This is a genomic window from Micromonospora sp. NPDC050417 (assembly GCF_044458865.1).
Lineage (GTDB): Bacteria > Actinomycetota > Actinomycetes > Mycobacteriales > Micromonosporaceae > Micromonospora_G.
On record NZ_JBITIH010000001.1, the window covers coordinates 556,994 to 574,431 of the forward strand.

Genomic DNA, 17,438 nt, shown 5'->3' on the forward strand with positions numbered 1-17,438 from the left:
AGGCCGTCAGGTCCTCCATCTCCTCGGCTCGCGTCGGCCTACGACTGGTAGCCGGCTGTAGCGGCGGATCCTTTGCAGACGGTAACATCGATCGATGTCGCATCATGCCGCCGGAAGCGAAGGCACGCTCGCAATCACTCCACAATGGCAGGAGCTCATCATCGGGGCTGTGGCGTTCTCGCTGCTGTGCTTCGTGTTGATGAAGTTCGTCTTTCCTCGGATGGAGCAGATGCTTCAGGCGAGGACCGAGGCGATTGAGGGCGGCTTCGAACGCGCGGAGGCCGCCCGGTCCGAGGCGGTTCGGCTGCTGGAGCAGTACCGTGCCCAGGTAGCCGAGGCGCGGGACGACGCCAGGCGGATTCGCGACGACGCTCGGGCCGACGCCGAGCGGATCCGGCAGCGTGCGCTGACCGAGGCGCAGGCGGAGGTCGACCGGGCCGTCTCGGCCGGCAGGGAGTTGCTGGCTGGCGAGCGCCAGGCGGTCGCCCGAGAGCTACGCTCCGAGATCGGCGCGCTCGCGGTCGAACTGGCGGGCACAATCGTGGGTGAGTCACTGGCCGAGGAGGCTCGGCGCGCAGGCACGGTCGAGCGGTTCCTGGCCGAGCGCGAGGCCGCCTCAACGTCCTGACGGGTCCGCTCTTGGCGAGGCGGCCAAGCCGAGCAGAACGTCGCCCGAGGCGCCAGCGTCCGTACGGATGTCATGGCTCAACCGCTACACGCCGACCCTGAGCCATGCGTCCTCGTCGGCGACTCCGAGAGCGACATCGAAGCCGCCCAGGTCGCCGCCATCGGTTACGCCAACAAGCGCGGCAAACGCACCCGCCTCGCCAAAGCCGAAGCCATCATCGGCAGCATGGCCGAACTCGCCACCATGCTTGCCGGCGAGGAGCTGTAGCCCACCCACTAACCTCCACACACGAGCGTCCCGGTCCACTCCCAGGAGCCGGGGCGCTTCATATGGTGGCGGCCCCCACAAGGCATAGGTGACGACTAGAATCCGAGACTGCTTGGTACGTCGCTACGAGAGATCGCAAAACACCCCCTCGCCCAACTGAATAAATGGGACAAATCGCATGATTCCCGTTCAGCGAACTCGTTGCCGTTACTGTAACCGACCGGTCATAATCGGCCGAATGCAAAATGGTCACTGGCGAACATTCCATCCGGATGAGTTTCCGTTCGCCGAGGTTCCCGAACGGGAACGTTATGCTTTCAGCCGCACCTATGATGCCGTGATTGACCTTATAGGAGTCCAGAAGCCTCCACCTCGGGTGCTCATGCGCCATTACTGTGCCGAACAACGCGAGCGACAACTTATGGAAAACATGTCCCAAGTAGACGAAATTATTGCCCAAGAGTTTTGGCCGAAAGATGAATGAACGAGAAACTTGGTGCAGGCAGTGTCACCCGACCACGCGGCTCGTCGATCTAAACGACCGTGTAGAACGATGCCCGAGATGTCATCCCTACTGGAACTACCGGCCGACGGAAGTCGATCCTTCGGTAGCCCCTGACGGCCGTGTCGCGCAGACAGATGCAGCCCGTTGGCTCTCGTATACCGTGACCACACTACGTCGCATGCCCGCCGATGACTTGCGCGAGCTAGCACGGAAATACTTCAATGCATCCTGGACGCCAAACGATGTCATCCATGCATTGGACAATAATCCCGATGGCTCGAAAGCCGGGCCACCACCCCTTCCAACCGAGCCTGCTCAGCGGATCGAGTGGTGGGTCAGGAACCGCTTGGCAGCCTGGTGTGACGATGAGGGCGAGCCCGGGCCATCCGTTTCGAGCGTACTAGCAGCTCGCACACAACGACTACGAGCCGAACAGGTTGTCAGAGCAGCAGAGTTTGAGTATCGACGACAGCGAGCGGCACCGCCCTTTGCAGCAAGCGCGTCAGGCGCTCGGGCGACGGCGATAAGTGCAGCCGCCCGAAGCCGACAAAAACGTCGGCAAGCAGAGGCGCGGGAACGCGCGGCTAGAGAAGCTGAGATTGCAGTCCGCAAGGCCGAGGTCGAACGCTATTCTCAGCTACTCAAACGTTTTGATGATGCCCAGGAGGATCAGACATAGGTTCCGAGCGCCGATGCGGTCCGAACGGATCGCTCGCTAACCGCTAAATGATGCCCAACCAACGACTTCAATCGACGTGCGGGATTGATCCGTCGAGGTAGCTCGTAATCTGGCGCCGCATTGTTGGGTGGATGTCTAGGCCGAGTAGGTCATCCGGCGAAAACCAGCCGACCTCGCTCGCCTCGTCATTCACTGTTGGAGCACCGCCGACCGGCCGCGCCAGCAATGTCACCTCGTACTCTTGACGAATCTCACCGTCGGTGTATGCGACGATGTGACCGGGGTCGGAGTAGATGCCGATGATGCCGGTCACCTCGACCTCGATCCCGGTCTCTTCTCGCGTCTCACGTATGGCGCACTCCGATGGAGTCTCGCCGATTTCCATCTTGCCCATCGGCAGCGCCCACTGACCGGTGTCGCGCCGCCGTTGCAGCAGAATCGCGCCCTGGTCGTCGACCGCCAAGACCCCACACGCCGGTACGAGCGTGTTCGCCTTCGGTGCATCCGGATCGTTCCAGTACTCGACACGTCCCACGCTCAGACCTCCGTACCCAGCCACGGCATCGCGGTAGCCCACACCCGCTCGAAGCTACTCACGTAGTGATCAAACAGGCTGCCACCATCGACCTTACGGAGATGGAACGTCGGATTGGCGCTGGCCGCCTCACCGTACGCGTGCGGGTTCGTCAGGATCTCGTCGTCGTACCGGAACAGGCTGTTGTAGAGCGTGGTCGGGTGCAACCGGATTTCGCAGCCGTCCATCCCCGCGATCTCCCGATAGTACGTCAGCGACGCCCGGATCTTCGCAGCGAGCGTGCCGCCCAGGCCCTCCTCCCGATCCCGCACCGTCACCGCATCGCTGTTCGGGTCGCCGAAGCAGAGCCGCACCTGCACACCGGCCGACAGACGATCAGCGAGCATCCGGGCGACGCGCGGCTGTATCTGCGCGAAGAAGGTCCCGGAGAAGACCAGCACGTCCACCCATTCCTGCGCCTCGGTCAACAGCCGTAGCCACGTCTCACGCGGACCCGAAGCCCGATCCGGGAAAACCTCGATCAGCTCCGCCCGACTCGCCTCACCCCGCTTGGCAGCGACCGAGGCAAGCACGTCGGGCCAGAGGTACGCCTCTTCCGCGCCCAGCCGCCGCGCCGTCGCCCACCGATGCCGCCGATGCGGAACCCGCCCCGAGCTGATCCACCGCTACACCGTCTTCGGGTCGACGCCGCACTCACCGGCCAGATCCTCAACCGCGACGCCCCGGCGCACCATCACCGTCCGCAGACGTTCATTCATATCTCCATTGGACGTTTCCCGGACGGGACGTTGCAAGACCGTCACGGGACGTATCACCAAGGCCCCAGACGTTCACGAGGGGTCTACCAGGGCAGGCGCGACGTACGACAGGCCCCCAGTTGACTACCCAACGTCGTACGGAAACGGCCCTGCTTTCGTGCTCGCCGCAAGGGCCGCGAGGGCAGGTGCGTACGACAGCACCAGTCGGGGTGCGGGTCAGGTCCCCCGCCGACACCCGCACCCCGACCGCAACTAGCCCGAGGAGCCCAAACGTGACTGACGCACGCTACGCAAGCGGTCCACCGCCAAGGAACTCGATCACGCCAACCGCGACCCAGCGCCCACTACCGCTCGTAGATTTGACGCAGCCCGACGCACGATTCGTCATCCACATCCCTTTCAAGGCTTCCACGCTGCGCAACGCCCTCGGGATAGCCGAGAGGCTCGCGGACTTCCTGGCCTTCATTCCCGAATTCGAGTCAAACGATACCGCTATCAGCCTTGAAGATGACCAGCTCAATCAGCACCCCGTATTTTGCGGCAGCATCATCGCCAACAAGGGTCGATGCCTTTACCTATTTGGCCACAGTGACCCATGCAGCGCCGCTCAGGAGCAAGAATCGACCAGCCCCGAATTTCTCAAACATACTCACAAACAAGACGGACTTTCGCGTCAATGAATCACTCCAGCAGACCCCGGCTTGTCAAAGCTACCTTCAACCTAAGCTTGACGAGCGACGAAGCCCTGACTCGGCTGGCCCTTGGCCAAGGCAGCACTCGAACTGAAGCCCTCAACCGAGCGATCAGAATCGCCATCCTTCTTCACGAGATGGCACCTGAGGGACACTTCACGATCATCCCACCAAATAACCCGGAAAGGAGTGTTTACCTGGTGTAGCAGCCTATATTTGAGCACCACGTACCAGGACTCACACACCTTACGAACCCCACATGACGCCGTTACGGATTGATGGAGACTTACGTACCGAGCACCTTTTGAAGCGCCTCCCGGAGTTGCCATGTGCGGTGCGCACTCCCTTGAAAGATTCGTTTGGACGGCGTCTTGTTAGTCGCCACCCGGTTGAGTAGCGCCGCCGCAAGAAGCAACAGTGCACTTTCGGCAAGAAGAGAGCACTTGCGTTCATCCACGTCGTACCCCGGCTCGTGCTTCAATTTGTTGTAGGTGCTCCAGAATTCCTGAGCCCATGTATCAACGTCCCCAATCCATTCAGCGAATGGTGAGCCAACATGGGTCGCGAGAGTCCACGCATATCCGCATCGATGACCACGCCTGGGGCACATCCGCCTTGCCCATTGAGTCGATGGCCGATGGGCTGCCACCCAGTATTCTATCCCGGCAGCCACTTCCATCAGACGCAACGGCGGGGACGCCTTGCCCTGACGATAGCGCTCCACAATAGGCCGAACTGCCCGCAGGTGCCTGTAGCAGAGACTAGTCCACCGCGCCAAACCGGCAAGGCCACCAATGTCAGCACAATGGAAGTATGGAAGATCTCTGTCCTTCACGGCATCACCATTGGAAGTGGCCATGAGCAGGGAGTCCCAGTAGGAAGGAGTACTCAAAAGAAGCTCGTTATCGATGTGGGGAACCGCTCGTCCATCGTCAGCCGCCACGAACCCATCGTACGCAAGTGATATTAAGTCCTGGATGCGCAGCAGGGGATAGCGTAAATATGCGAGATGCTTAGGTGATTTGGACTGACAGGCTATCGAGACCGGGGAAAGGACCGTACGCCTGTCTTCGGGCCCACCAACCTCCCAGTGAGCCGATATGACAAGTTCACGACCCCCCGAAATCATGACGGATTGCTCCGGCTGAACGTCCGCTGTGATTGTGAACGATTTTAGTCTGTTGCTCCCATTGTGGTTCTGCCAATTCTCGACAACCGCACTGAGCCCAAGCCAGCTCGAAATTCCGAAATAGTGGGTTGCGATGGAATGAACATTAGCGCTTCGGATTTCCTTGATGTCCACACCAACAATCAGGGAACGCGCACGGTAGCGAAGGACGGAGGCACTCGCCCCACCGAAGCTCCTGGTGCTTCCTCTACCGACGATGTCAAGCAGGAGAACGCCTCCGCTCTCCGTTGCACCGGTAATGATTCGCGGTAGGGCCGACGACCCATGTCGGTCTTTGAAGGAGTCGCTTTCGTCCAACAAGACGAGTTGAAGCCTGTTGTCGTCGGCGAGCTTCAGGTAGCCGCGTTCGGGTTCCTTCTTCCAGGACCTTGGTTTAACCTGACCAGGCCAAAACCAACCTATGGTTCCTTCGTGCACGGCACCTATCTTTTCGGGCATAAACGCCTCCGGATCAAGAAGTTCCATCACTAATTGCCCATGCCTGCTACAAGATCGGCTGCATAGGTTGGCGAGATTACATCGATGAACGGTCCGAGGCTATCCCCTACTGAATAAATCGACCTGCCCTGGGCACCTCTCGTTCAGTCGCGCGCGGACTGCACCTATGGTTCCGGCTGCCGAATTATTCTCTTCTGGATCAAGCCGCCGGCGGGAGCGGTAGACCGCCCGGTGGCAAGCCGCCCCGGCTCGCTTCGCGGCCGGGGCGGAGGCCACCGACACCCAGCGGACGCCGCTCCCACGCCAGGCAGCAATCGATGGCTGCCGCCACCTCGTCGACCACGGCCAGGACGCCGAGCACGGCGGTACGGAAGCCGGCGTGGCTGGCCTCCGTGGGACTCTTGGCTTCCGACTGCCGCGCCAGTCCACACCCCGGACTGGCTTGCCACCGGGCGCCTGAGGCGCTGTCCGTTGTGGCCGAGCAAGTCGGGCATCGCGGCGCGCGGGCTCCGCTAGACACTGCGGCATCTCGAAGTTCTCGGCCGGATGACGGGTGGTGCAGGGACAACCTGGTCTCCTGATGCGGAGGTCGCTGGGACAGCGTGCCATGGAATGGCACGATCGAGTGATGATCGAGTTGCCGCAGCTCGTCAGGGACTTCGCGTCGGCCCTACAAACGGCTGACGCCAAGCGCCCCCAGGCGACCAGCCCCACTAAACGGACCTACCAGCCCGGCATCGGCCCCCACACCGAGCAGGACACCATCAAACTCGTACTCAATGAACTCGCCGACCTGAGCCCCGGGTATCGGAAGGACGGGCTGAATGTGCGCTACCCCGGCACCAGCCGGCAACGCTGTGACTGGTGCCTAGGAGAGCCTCCGTCATGGGATTGGGCCATCGAAGCCAAGATGTTGCGGCTGTTTGGAGACAACGGAAAGCCAAACGACAACATGCTCACCCGCGTGCTGTCTCCCTACCCCGCACACGGAAGTGCGCTCACCGACTGCGACAAACTCGTAAGCTCGACGCTGCCGGGCCGGAAGGCGATCCTGATCTTTGGCTACGACTACAAAGAGCAGAAGGTGGAGATGGAGATGGAGCCAGCAATCCAAGCGTTCGAAACACTCGCCCGCCTAAGGGTCAACCTCGGCGACCGGTTCGTCGCTACCTATGACCAGCTCGTCCACCCGGTTCACAAGCGCGGTCGTGTGTTCGCCTGGGAGATCGCTAGTCGGGAGTAGCGCGGAACGCCGAGCAGGATGCGACAGCTGAGCTGCGCCCCGTTCCGTCGGGCCATCCACAGGCCAGACGCCGGTGTAACTCCAGGCCAAACCAGACCAGTCCAGACCGTGCCGACCAGGCAAAACGCCGTACCGGGACCCTGCGCGGTCCAATTCCCAAGCTGACAGTGCAGTTTCGATTTCCATTACCCGCTCCATACACAGGAGCCCTACTCGGAACGCGAGTCCCGAGCAGGGCTTTTGGGTTTCGCAGCCTGCTGTTGTCGCCGCGCAAGCAGTATCGTCCGGGCCGCGACGGCCCTACGCGGTTAGCAGATCGGTCAACGCCGCAATATGGGCAACGCGATTCCGGTGCTGTCGAGCCTGTAGGACCAGGTTGGCCACTACCAGGGCCGGGTCGCTATCCGGCGCGTCGATACCCAAGTTGTGCCGGACCCATGGAGCCACCTCGCTCCACCGGTAAAACGCCGTGCCTTCGCGGGCGGGGTTCACCGGTGGGGGAAATCTGCCCGGGCCCCGGTCACCTGTCACGTATCGCCGTACCGATTCCCGGCTCTGGCCGATCCGCTGTGCGACATCAGCCAGTGTGAGTAGGTCCTGATCTAGGACGCGCAGCGAGACTAGGCCGACGCAGTCGAGGTTGCGTACAGCAGAGGCGATGGCATCTGCCATGGTCTCCGCTTCCCGATCGAACTCCGCGATCGGGAAGCCGGCCTCCGTGCCGAACGCTGCATCATCGCAGCCTGCGGTAAACAATGCGTTTAATTCGTCATCAGTAGGCGGCCGATCAAGCACCACCGTGAACACGTGAGTTGTCATGCCGTACCTCCCTTCGGCCCTACGTCGATGCGGGTGCCTCCGCAGCAGGTGCGGGATGGGTGTGGGTCCGCGCGAAACGATCGATCTGCTTCGCATGTGTGCCAGGGCTGCGGGGGGTCGACCAAACATCCCGGCTTGCTTGACAGGCACTGCACCTCACTTCGCCCCACCTGTGCCCGCGATGAAGTTTTGTGATGAGTAGCCCAAGATCTTCAGCGCGACGGAGAGCATCGGCAATCGCCTTCTTCGGGTGGCGGCCCGAGCTGATCATATGGGACTCCTACTCTTCGCCTGTAAGGGCTATCATGTTTTGCCTTCATTTGCTCCACCTCTCAATTGGCTAGTCCAGGTCCAGCCAGGAAAACGGTCGAGATTCCCGATGCGTGATACATCGCCGAAGTGCTCTGCCGAAGAACTTTCGACCGCTTTCCAGTCCGGACCTGGTGCAATAGTACACCACCCTGGTGCACTTGTGCACCAGGGTGGCTCGGGCGAATACCTCCTGCCTTCGATCATCGAGATGCGTCAGCCCGAAGGACGCGTGGGGTGCGCTGGCCATCCGGGGGCCGTAAGCCGATGTAGACCAGGGCCAACACGGGCCACCTGGGAGCGCGTCGACGCACGGCGACGCACGATCGTCTGATCTTGAGCGGTCCCAAGCTGACAGTGCTGCCCAAGATCAGGGCGCATTCGGGGCGTCGGGGCGTCTCCAGGGCGCCAAACGTCGACCAAAGTTGACCATTAACGCTTGCCCCCGCCAGGACATACGGCCAGGTCAGAGCCTTGATTAAGGCTGTGACCTGGTGGGCGACGGACGAGTCGACCTGTACGCCGGATTCTGTGCCCGGTGGCACCGTTGCCGGTGTCACCGGCGGCGGCCATCCATCTCGGCCTACCGTCGCCGGCAGGCTCTAGCGGCCTACCCGCAGACATCGGGCGGGCAGCCCTCAAGCGTCTGCGCGGGCCGTCACCTCGCGGTGATGACCCTGTCTTGGCCTTGCTCCGGGCGGGGTTTACCTAGCCACCCCGGTCACCCGGGGTGCTGGTGGGCTCTTACCCCACCGTTTCACCCTTACCTGGCGTCACCTGCCGAGCCTGTTGGCTCGGCGGGATCAGCCGGGCGGTTTGCTTTCTGTGGCACTGTCCCGCGGGTCGCCCCGGGTTGCCGTTAACAACCGCCCTGCCCTGTGGAGTCCGGACGTTCCTCGGTGGCGGGCTTTCACCCGCCGACGCGACCGCCCGGTCGACTCGTCCGTCGCCCGGCAAGTCTACTTGTCGACACAGTCACAGAGTCGCCGGGAGTAACGCCGTCCCGAGCGGGCCGCTGACTACTCTCGGCAGCGATGGATCTCCTCAATGCGGGCCTGCTGCTCGCCGCCGGGCTCGCCGCGGGCACCATCAACGCGGTTGCCGGTGGCGGCTCGTTGATCACATTTCCGGCACTGATCGCGATCGGTATGCCGCCGATCCAGGCGAACGTGACCAATTCCGTATCCGTTTGTCCGGGTTATCTGGCGGCGGTCGCCGGCAGCAAGGACGATCTGCCCCACCGGAGCCGCGTCCTGCCGTTGATCCCCACCGCCGCGCTCGGCGCCACCGCCGGTGGCCTGCTGCTGCTGAACACCTCCGAGGACGCGTTCAAGGTCGTCATTCCGATTCTGGTTCTCGGTGCGACGGCCGTACTCGCGTTCCAGGATCGGTTGCGCCGACTGGTCGGCCATCCGGCGGATCTGAGCCCGCGCCGCCGCACCCTCACCCTTCAGGGCATGGTCGCGCTCGGCTCGGTGTACGGGGGCTACTTCGGCGCCGCCCTCGGCGTGATGCTCGTCGCCGGTCTCGCCCTGGTGCTGGACGAGACACTGGCCCGGGTCAGCGCGCTCAAGAACGTGGTCTCGGCGGTCGTCGGGTTGACCACCGTCGTCGTCTTCTCCGCCTTCGGGCCTGTGGACTGGGCTGCGGTGGCTATCGTGGCGCCGGCGACCCTGGTCGGGGGCTATTTCGGTGCCCGGCTGGCCCGTCAACTACCGCCGGCCGTACTCAAAGGTGTGATTGTGGCCTTTGGCATGACCATCGGCGTTCTGCTCATCTAGGTTCTGGGGACCAGTCCGCACCGGGAGACATCGCATGATCACTGTTGGCCGGCTCGCGCCGGAGGATCGCGCCGACTGGGAAACGCTGTTCCGGGCGTACGTCGACTTCTACCAGCGTGAGCTTCCACCGGAGATGTACGACAGGGCGTGGAACGCGTTCCAGGACGACACGCGGATGCACGCGCTCGGTGCGAAGATCGACGGCAAGCTCGTCGGGATCGCTCACTTCCTCATCCACGCCAACACCTCGGCGCCGGACGTCTGCTATCTCCAGGACCTCTTCACCGCCCCGGAGGCGCGGGGGCGGGGCGTGGCCAGGGCGTTGATCGCGGCGGTGACCGATTGGGCACGTGAGCAGGAGTGTTGCCGGGTCTACTGGTCGACCCAGGAGACCAACATCATCGCGCGGCGGCTCTACGACCAGGTGGCGATCAACCGGGGCTTCATCCTCTACCAGATCAACCTTTAGTCACGTACCCGATCGGCGGTGAGTCAGGCGGACTCAGCGGTTGGCGACCTGGGTGACGAACGCGCGCCAGGCGGTCGGGCCGAAGGCCAGGGTGCCGCCGTCACGGTTCTTGCTGTCCCGGACCAGCACCCGGCCGGGCAGGTTGTCGGCCACCTCGACGCAGTCGCCGCCGTTGTTGGAACTGCGGGTGGAGGTGCGCCAGATGGCTCCGGTCAGGTCCATGTCTTCGCCACTTCCTTGATCAGCTCGATTGAGTGTCGGCGCGGGAGGGCTTCCCCGGTAACACTCTCCCACCGTCTCCCGAGGCTCACAAGGTCGGCGCGGAGGTCCACCATCTGGCCGCGCAACTGGTTGTCGAGGTGGCCCGCCTCGGTCCCGTCCGGCATCGTCCCGACCACGAACGGCCCCGCGAGCCCGGTGTGCCACGGGGCGTCGGCGGGGATGACCTGGATCTGGACGTGCTCCTGCTCGCCGATCGTGATGAGGTGTTCGAGCTGCTCCCGCATCACCGCCCGATCGCCGACTCTCCGCCGGAGCACCATCTCGTCGAAGACCGCGATGAACTGCGGTGGCTTCGCGCTCGACAGGATGGCCTGCCGCTGGAGTCGGGCCTCCACCAACTCCTCCACCTCCTCGGGCGGCATCACCGAACCCACCCGGAGCATGGCGCGGGCATAATTCTCGGTCTGGAGCAGCCCTTGCAGGACAAGCGGTTGGTACGAGCGGATCAGGATCGCCATGCGCTCGATCTCGGCCCAGGGGCGGAACCAGGCCAGGTTGCGCCGCCGATACGGCTCGGGCCAGAGTTCCTCCTGTTTGCGGTCGAGCAGCGTCGCCACCCGCAGCCGGGTACGCGGATGCGGAGTGCGTCCCGGCGAAAGCCAGCGAGCCGCCGTCTTGGGGTCGACTCCTACTTGGTGGGCGAGGGACTCGATTGTCTCGCCCGCATCGGCCATCGCCACCCGTAAGGCATTGTTCTGCACGGTTCGGCTCCTTAAGGGACACTCGGAGTGTGTGCGCTTACCTTAATCGGGCAGGCCCAGGAATGAACAGGGCGAATTTCCTCATGATCGGATCGAGTACGATTCGTCGCAGCGAATGGGACCGCCTTGTGCGCGACAACCAGGTAGCGATTCTGGCGCGCTCAACACCTCTCCCACCAGTAGAAACGTCCTCGGTTACTCCACTGAGGACGAAGCGATCCAGTCGATTGATCATGCGTTCGCCATGGGTTACGGACACCAAAAAGGACCTCTATTGGTCAACAAAATGACCAGGAAAGGTCCTCCCGAAACTCGCACTCCCACACCACCACCCGGACCCCCTCAGCGAAGGTGATCTCCGCAGGTGTTAGGAAGGGCCCCTTGTTAACGCATAGCGTTAACAAGGGGCCCTTCCTTTCACGCGACCGGTTCGGTGGGGGCTTCCTCGGAGGCGCGACGGGGGGCGGGAGTGGAAACGGAGACGGGGACGAGGCGGGGGTCGCCCTCGTCGGCGAAGTAGTCGTCGCGGTTGGTGCCGTCCGGCCCCTCGGAGACCTTCGCCGCCCGCAGGATCAGCGTGAAGATGACGGCTACCAGCAGGTTGACCGCCACCGCCACCAGACCGACGTAGATCGTCTTCGGGGTGTCGAAGCCGAACCTCTCCAACGCGAAAGCGCTGCCACCGAAGTGTTCGCGCTTCGTGGCCGGATTCGGAATCTGGTAGAGCATCCACATGCCGAGCCCCATGCCGGCGGCCCAGCCGGCGATCAGAGCGCCCCGGTGGAACCAGCGGGTGTAGAGACCGAGCGCGACCGCCGGCAGCGTCTGAAGAATGATCACGCCGCCGATGAGTTGCAGGTCGATGGAGAACTGCGGGTCGAGGAAGACGATGCAGGCGACCGCGCCGACCTTCACCACCAGCGAGGCGATCTTCGAGACGTTCGCCTCCTGGGCGGCGGTGGCGTCCCGCTTCAGGTACTCCTTGTAGATGTTGCGGGTGAAGAGGTTGGCCGCAGCGATCGACATGATGGCCGCCGGGACCAGGGCACCGATGCCGATCGCGGCGAACGCGATGCCGGCGAACCAGCTCGGGAACTGCTGCTCGAACAGGAGCGGGACCACGGTGTTGTTGTCGACGCTGCCCTCGGTGGCACCGGGCAGCGGCTTCACGTTCGCCGCGATCGCCATGTAGCCGAGCAACGCGATCAGCCCGAGCAGCAGGCTGTAGGCCGGCAACGCGGACATGTTCCGCTTGATCACGTCCCGGTTCTTGCTGGCCAGGACCCCGGTGATGCTGTGCGGGTAGAGGAAGAGCGCCAGCGCCGAGCCGAGGGCCAGGGTGATGTACTGGAGCTGGTTGTTCTGGTTGAGCAGGATGCCGTCGCCGGGCGACGGGCTCGCGTCGAACTTGGCGTCCGCCGCATCGAAGATCTCCCCCCAACCCCCCAACTTGTACGGCAGGTAGATGACCGCCACCAGGATCACGATGTAGATCAGCGTGTCCTTGACGAACGCGATCAGCGCGGGTGCCCGCAGTCCGGACTGGTACGTGTACGCGGCCAGGATGGCGAACGCGATGATGATCGGCAGGTGCCGGGCGACGGTGCTCTCCCCGGTCACGCCCATCGTCTTGAGTACCGCCTCGATGCCGACCAGTTGCAACGCGATGTACGGCATCGTCGCCGCGATGCCGGTGATGGCGACCAGCAGGGCGAGTGTCGGCGAGCCGAAGCGCTGCCGTACGAAGTCGGCCGGGGTGACGAAGCCGTGCCGGTGCGAGACCGACCAGAGCCGGACCAGCAGCAGGAAGACCAACGGATAAATGATCACGGTGTACGGCACGGCGAAGAAGCCGGCCGCACCCGCCCCGAAGAGCAGCGCCGGTACGGCGACGAAGGTGTACGCGGTGTAGAGGTCGCCACCGACCAGGAACCAGGTGATCCAGCCGCCGAAGCTGCGCCCGCCCAGCCCCCACTCGTCCAGGTGGGCCATGTCCTTCGGGGCCCGCCACCGGGCGGCCACGAAGCCCATCGCGCTGACCAGCAGGAACAGCAGCGTGAAGACGATGATCTCAGTGAGATGGTCGCGCCACATGTGGTTCACCCCCGCCGCTTCGTCATCTGGTAGACCAGCGTCGTGCTGGCGACCCCGAGCAGGACGAAGGCAAGTTGCAGCCAGTAGAAGACCGGGAAGCCGAACAGTCGCGGCGTGTCCTGGTTGAAGAACGCGGTGACCAGCGGCACCACGATCGGTACGAAGAGCAGCCAGTTCCACGGGCTACGGTCGCCCGCCCTCGACGCCGCGACGGGTGTCGGGGCCGTGGCGGTACCGGCCGGATCCGGTGGGTCCGCCGTACCGGGGTTGGCCGATTCTGGTTCGCTCATCGCACACCTCCACCAGCGTCGTGATCTCGTACGCGGGCGGAGGTTATCGAGGCTGTGACTGCCGTCACGTGCCGGAAACGGACGCCGTGCGCCGAACGGCGAGCGCGCTGCGCCGAACGGCTGATGGAAGCAGCGTCCCCGTCGACCGGACGGTCGACGGGGACGCTGGGTGTACCTGTGCTGGTGGCGACGCTTTCCTAGCCGGCGCCGGGGCGGATCAGAAGGTCCAGAGGCCGAGCGAGAGGGCCTTGGTCAGCGACGCGTTGTCGTCGTCGCCATCGAGCGACCAGATCATTGCCCCGCCCAGTCCCTCCTTGCGGATGTAGAGCGCCTTCTGGAGCAGCACTACCGGGTCGTCGTACGTCCACAGGGTGGTGCCGTCGAAGAGCCAGGCGTGTCCGGCGCGCAGGTCCCGGTGCAGCGTGTAGCCGTTGCCGACCAGGTTCTTCAGCACCTTGTAGTCCTCGTATCCGGCTTCGTACGTGGCCGGTGCCGGGGCGGTGGCGGGTCCGAAGAGTCCGTTGCCGCCGGTGGTGATCCCGGTCCAGCCCCGGCCGTAGTACGGGACACCGAGCACCAGCTTGCGTGCCGGCGCTCCCCGGTCGAGCCAGGTGTCGATGGCGACCTCGACGGAGAAGTCGGGGTTGTCCGGGGCGCCGGCCGGCACCCGCAGCGCGGACTGCTGGTTGGCGCGGGCGTCCCAGCCGCCGTGGAAGTCGTAACCCTGCACGGTGGCGAAGTCGAGATACTTGAAGATCTTCCGACCCTCGAAGCCGGCGTCGATGGTGGACGGGGCGGCCGGCAGGAACGCGGTCAGTTCGTAGTGCTCGCGCTTCTTCTTGCCGTACGCGTCGAGCTGCTTGCGGAATTCGGCGAGCAACTTGGTGAAGTTCTGCTTGTCGTCCGGGCGGATCACGTTGCCCGGCTCACCGGCCGAGCCCGGCCATTCCCAGTCCAGGTCGATCCCGTCGAAGACCCCGGCGGCCGTGCCGGGGGCGGTGCCCGGCAGGTTGCCCTTGAGGTAGAGGTCGATGCAGGAGGTGACGAACGCCTTGCGGGAGGCGTCGGTCGCGGCGGCGTTGGAGAAGTACGTCGACCAGGACCAACCGCCGAGCGAGATCAGCACCCTCAGGTCGCGGTGCTTCTTCTTGAGCTTGGCGAGTTGGTTGAAGTTGCCGTTGAGCGCCTGACCGGGCGCGTCGGCGACCCCGTCCACACTCTCTTCGGCGGGCACCGGCCGCTGGTAGTCGGCCCACGGGTCACCCTCGCCCGGCCCGCCGTCGATGTAGCACTTCCCGTCCTCGCTCACGTTGCCGAAGGCGTAGTTGACGTGGGTGAGTCGGGCGGCGGCGCCGGAGGTGTCGAGCTTCTTCACCGGGAACGCGCGGCCGTAGATGCCCCACTGGGTGAAGTAGCCGACCTTGTAGTAGCCGTCCGAGCCGCCCCGGTGGCCGGTGGTGGCGCTGGCGGCGGTGGGCGGGGCGACGGTGAGCAGTACGGACGCGGTGGCGATCAGGACGCCGAGTCGACGGGCGAGACGGTTATTCATCCACACTCCTTGAGGAGCTGCGATCTGTAAGGAAACCTTGCAGATCGATGATGTGCGTACCGCCTGCTGTGGTCAAGCCTTCTCGACTGCTGCGATCCAGTCCTGTCTCTGGCATGCTGATCGGGTGCCGAGGTTTCCCTCGTACGACGCGACCGAGCTGACCTATCACGTGCACGGCGCCGGGCCACCGCTGGTCTGCCTACCGGGCGGCCCCGGACGCGCCTCGTCCTACCTGGACGACCTGGGTGGACTCTCCGCCCACCGGACACTGATCATGTTGGATCACCGGGGCACCGGGGACTCCGAGGTGCCGGGCGATCCGACCAGCTACCGCTGCGACCGGTTGGTCGACGACGTCGAGGCGCTCCGTACACACCTCGGGCTGGACCGGATGAGCCTGCTCGGCCACTCCGCCGGCGGAGACCTGGCCCAGCTCTACGCGGCCCGGTTCCCTCACCGGTTGGCCCAGCTCCTGCTGATCACCCCGGTCTCGGCGAGCACCGGGACCGAACGGGTCGGCCTGGACAACGCGCTCGACGCCCGGGCCGGCGAGTGGTGGTACCCGAATGCCCGCGCGGGCTGGACCGCCCTGGTCCAGGCGGTGGTCGCCGGCGCCGACCCGGCCGAGACCGCCCCGCTCCTGCTCGCCACCGCCCCGTTCCTCTACGGCCGCTGGGACGAACGGGCGCGCACGCACCACGAAGCCGACAGTTGGCAGCGCTCGTACCCGGCCTCCGAGGGCTTCTACGCCGGTTTCGCCCCCGACACCGGGGCCGTACGCGCCGCACTCGGCCAGCTCGACGTACCGGTGCTGGTGCTGGCCGGCGCCCTGGACCCGATGTGCACCCCGCCCGCCGCGCGGCTCATCGCCGACCTCTTCCCACAGGCGCAACTGGTCGTCCAGGAGCGTGCCGGGCACTACCCCTGGGTCGACGACGCCGCCACCTTCACCCGGCTGGTACGCGACTTCCTCGCCGCACCAGCCGGCGCCGGTAGGTGACCTGGGCGGCCGGTCAGAGGGTGGCGAGGTGGGCGGTGTCGTTGACGGTCCGGACCGCCACCCCGCCGTCCGGCCAGAGGTCCACGATGGAGAGACCGGCCGGTTCGAGGTAGAGCCGGTGCAGGAACGCGTCCCCGGCCGCGAGCGCGTCCCGGAGCAGGATCTTCAGCGGGGAGACGTGCGAGACCACCACCACGGTCTCCCCCGGGTACGCGGCCAGCAGTGCGGCCAGCGCCCGGCGTACGCGGGTGGTGACGGCGCGGAACGACTCCCCGCCCGGCGGCGCGACACTCGGCGAGGCGAGCCAGGCGTTCATCTCCCCCGGCCAGCGCGCCTGCACCTCGGCGAAGGTGTGTCCCTCCCACGCACCGAAGTCGCATTCGATCAGGTCCGGTTCGGTGGCGACCGGCTTGCCACCGAGCACCCCTGTGATGATCTCGGCGGTGGCCGTACAACGGGACAGCGGTGAGCTGACCACGGCCGCGACCGAGGGTGCCAGCCCAGCCACCCGGACCGCGGTCGCCCGCGCCTGGGCCAGGCCGCGTTCGGAGAGCGGCACGTCACCCCGGCCGGAATAGCGGCGCTCGGCGGTCCGCTCGGTCTCCCCGTGCCGGACCAGCAGCAGCCGGGTCGCGGTCGAGGACGGCCTCGGCTCCCAGGACGTACGGGTGGTCGAGCCCTGCGCGGCGACCTCCTGCGCACGGGCGCGGGCGGACGGGTCCGACCCGGCCGCCGCAGCGGCATCGGCAACCCCGGGCTTCCCCGCCGCCAGGTCCATCGCCGCGTTCGCCAGCGCGTCCGCGTGCCGGTTCTGCTCGCGCGGGATCCACTGGTAACGCACCGCGTCGAACTTGCGGACCAGCCCGGCCGCCTGCGCGGCCAGCGGGCGTAGTCCGTGGTTCTTGATCTGCCACCGGCCGGACATCTGCTCGATGACCAGCTTGGAGTCCATTCGTACGTCGATCTCGGAGGCGTCCAGTTCGACCGCGGCCTCCAGACCGGCGATCAGGCCCCGGTACTCGGCCACGTTGTTGGTGGCCACCCCGATCGACTCGGAACGCTCGGCCAGCACCTCGCCCGACTCGGCGTCCCGGACCACGGCGCCGAACCCGGCCGGGCCCGGGTTGCCCCGCGCCCCGCCGTCGGCCTCCATGACCACCCGTGGCCGGCCGCTCACCTCGGCACCGCGTTCATCCGGCCCGCCGGGGCG

At 65.1% G+C, this 17,438-nt stretch carries 18 protein-coding genes and 1 other RNA gene; 8 read left to right on the forward strand and 11 right to left on the reverse strand.

Annotation, left to right across the window (positions count from 1 at the left end; genetic code table 11):
• The first annotated feature begins 94 nt into the window (after positions 1–94).
• From atpF to ACIBF5_RS02375, 3 genes are all read left to right on the forward strand, one after another.
• Entirely contained in the window at positions 95–628 is a 534-nt protein-coding gene (atpF, locus tag ACIBF5_RS02365) for a F0F1 ATP synthase subunit B (RefSeq protein ID WP_396807240.1), read from the forward strand.
• 72 nt (positions 629–700) lie between these two features.
• A complete protein-coding gene (locus ACIBF5_RS02370) occupies positions 701–895 on the forward strand; it encodes an HAD family hydrolase (protein WP_396807242.1) in 195 nt (64 codons plus the stop codon).
• A 178-nt stretch (positions 896–1,073) separates the two neighbouring features.
• On the forward strand, positions 1,074–1,379 hold the full coding sequence (locus tag ACIBF5_RS02375; RefSeq protein WP_396807244.1) for a DUF6083 domain-containing protein: 306 nt from the start codon (positions 1,074–1,076) through the stop codon (positions 1,377–1,379).
• Positions 1,380–2,146: 767 nt separating this feature from the next.
• On the opposite strand, the gene ACIBF5_RS02380 is transcribed toward ACIBF5_RS02375, so the two are convergent.
• The gene (locus tag ACIBF5_RS02380; protein WP_396807246.1) at positions 2,147–2,614 is read right to left on the reverse strand and encodes an NUDIX domain-containing protein; all 468 of its coding nucleotides are present in this window, start codon (positions 2,612–2,614) and stop codon (positions 2,147–2,149) included.
• A 2-nt stretch (positions 2,615–2,616) separates the two neighbouring features.
• Complete coding sequence (locus tag ACIBF5_RS02385; protein WP_396807248.1) at positions 2,617–3,081, reverse strand: hypothetical protein; 465 nt, start codon at positions 3,079–3,081, stop codon at positions 2,617–2,619.
• Positions 3,082–3,644: 563 nt separating this feature from the next.
• On the opposite strand from ACIBF5_RS02385, the gene ACIBF5_RS02390 reads away from it, so the two are divergent.
• Positions 3,645–4,052, forward strand: a complete 408-nt coding sequence (locus ACIBF5_RS02390; RefSeq protein WP_396807250.1) for a hypothetical protein — start codon at positions 3,645–3,647, stop codon at positions 4,050–4,052.
• 298 nt (positions 4,053–4,350) lie between these two features.
• Here ACIBF5_RS02390 and ACIBF5_RS02395 read toward each other — a convergent pair whose 3' ends face one another.
• Positions 4,351–5,718, reverse strand: a complete 1,368-nt coding sequence (locus ACIBF5_RS02395) for a HEPN domain-containing protein (protein WP_396807252.1) — start codon at positions 5,716–5,718, stop codon at positions 4,351–4,353.
• Positions 5,719–6,319: 601 nt separating this feature from the next.
• Between ACIBF5_RS02395 and ACIBF5_RS02400 the strand changes: the two genes are divergently transcribed.
• Positions 6,320–6,934, forward strand: a complete 615-nt coding sequence (locus ACIBF5_RS02400) for a hypothetical protein (protein WP_396807254.1) — start codon at positions 6,320–6,322, stop codon at positions 6,932–6,934.
• Positions 6,935–7,234: 300 nt separating this feature from the next.
• Here ACIBF5_RS02400 and ACIBF5_RS02405 read toward each other — a convergent pair whose 3' ends face one another.
• Together ACIBF5_RS02405 and rnpB are read right to left on the reverse strand one after the other, a co-directional pair.
• Positions 7,235–7,753: a helix-turn-helix transcriptional regulator gene (locus ACIBF5_RS02405; protein WP_396807256.1), complete on the reverse strand. Its 519-nt coding sequence runs from the start codon at positions 7,751–7,753 to the stop codon at positions 7,235–7,237.
• Positions 7,754–8,564: 811 nt separating this feature from the next.
• An RNA gene (gene rnpB, locus ACIBF5_RS02410) (RNase P RNA component class A) lies at positions 8,565–9,004 on the reverse strand.
• A 92-nt stretch (positions 9,005–9,096) separates the two neighbouring features.
• Between rnpB and ACIBF5_RS02415 the strand changes: the two genes are divergently transcribed.
• Both ACIBF5_RS02415 and ACIBF5_RS02420 read left to right on the forward strand, forming a co-directional pair.
• Positions 9,097–9,843, forward strand: a complete 747-nt coding sequence (locus ACIBF5_RS02415; protein WP_396807258.1) for a sulfite exporter TauE/SafE family protein — start codon at positions 9,097–9,099, stop codon at positions 9,841–9,843.
• Between the two features lie 34 nt (positions 9,844–9,877).
• Entirely contained in the window at positions 9,878–10,312 is a 435-nt protein-coding gene (locus tag ACIBF5_RS02420) for a GNAT family N-acetyltransferase (protein WP_396807260.1), read from the forward strand.
• Between the two features lie 33 nt (positions 10,313–10,345).
• Here ACIBF5_RS02420 and ACIBF5_RS02425 read toward each other — a convergent pair whose 3' ends face one another.
• From ACIBF5_RS02425 to ACIBF5_RS02445, 5 genes are all read right to left on the reverse strand, one after another.
• Entirely contained in the window at positions 10,346–10,534 is a 189-nt protein-coding gene (locus tag ACIBF5_RS02425; protein ID WP_396807262.1) for a DUF397 domain-containing protein, read from the reverse strand.
• Positions 10,525–11,268 carry a Scr1 family TA system antitoxin-like transcriptional regulator gene (locus ACIBF5_RS02430; protein WP_396807378.1) on the reverse strand — a complete coding sequence of 248 codons (744 nt, stop codon included), beginning with the start codon at positions 11,266–11,268 and terminating at the stop codon, positions 10,525–10,527. The genes ACIBF5_RS02425 and ACIBF5_RS02430 overlap by 10 nt, the downstream gene beginning before the upstream one ends.
• Before the next feature lie 444 nt (positions 11,269–11,712).
• Positions 11,713–13,389 carry a monocarboxylate uptake permease MctP gene (gene mctP / locus ACIBF5_RS02435; RefSeq protein ID WP_396807264.1) on the reverse strand — a complete coding sequence of 559 codons (1,677 nt, stop codon included), beginning with the start codon at positions 13,387–13,389 and terminating at the stop codon, positions 11,713–11,715.
• A 5-nt stretch (positions 13,390–13,394) separates the two neighbouring features.
• Positions 13,395–13,679, reverse strand: coding sequence for a DUF3311 domain-containing protein (locus tag ACIBF5_RS02440; protein WP_396807266.1), 285 nt, complete (start codon positions 13,677–13,679; stop codon positions 13,395–13,397).
• A gap of 217 nt (positions 13,680–13,896) precedes the next feature.
• Positions 13,897–15,228, reverse strand: a complete 1,332-nt coding sequence (locus ACIBF5_RS02445) for a glycoside hydrolase family 18 protein (protein ID WP_396807268.1) — start codon at positions 15,226–15,228, stop codon at positions 13,897–13,899.
• 124 nt (positions 15,229–15,352) lie between these two features.
• On the opposite strand from ACIBF5_RS02445, the gene ACIBF5_RS02450 reads away from it, so the two are divergent.
• Positions 15,353–16,228 (forward strand): alpha/beta fold hydrolase, encoded by an 876-nt coding sequence (locus tag ACIBF5_RS02450; RefSeq protein WP_396807270.1) that lies wholly within the window; start codon positions 15,353–15,355, stop codon positions 16,226–16,228.
• A 13-nt stretch (positions 16,229–16,241) separates the two neighbouring features.
• Here the strand turns inward: ACIBF5_RS02450 and ACIBF5_RS02455 are convergent, their stop codons facing one another.
• The gene (locus tag ACIBF5_RS02455) at positions 16,242–17,381 is read right to left on the reverse strand and encodes a bifunctional RNase H/acid phosphatase (protein ID WP_396807380.1); all 1,140 of its coding nucleotides are present in this window, start codon (positions 17,379–17,381) and stop codon (positions 16,242–16,244) included.
• Positions 17,382–17,438: the final 57 nt, after the last annotated feature.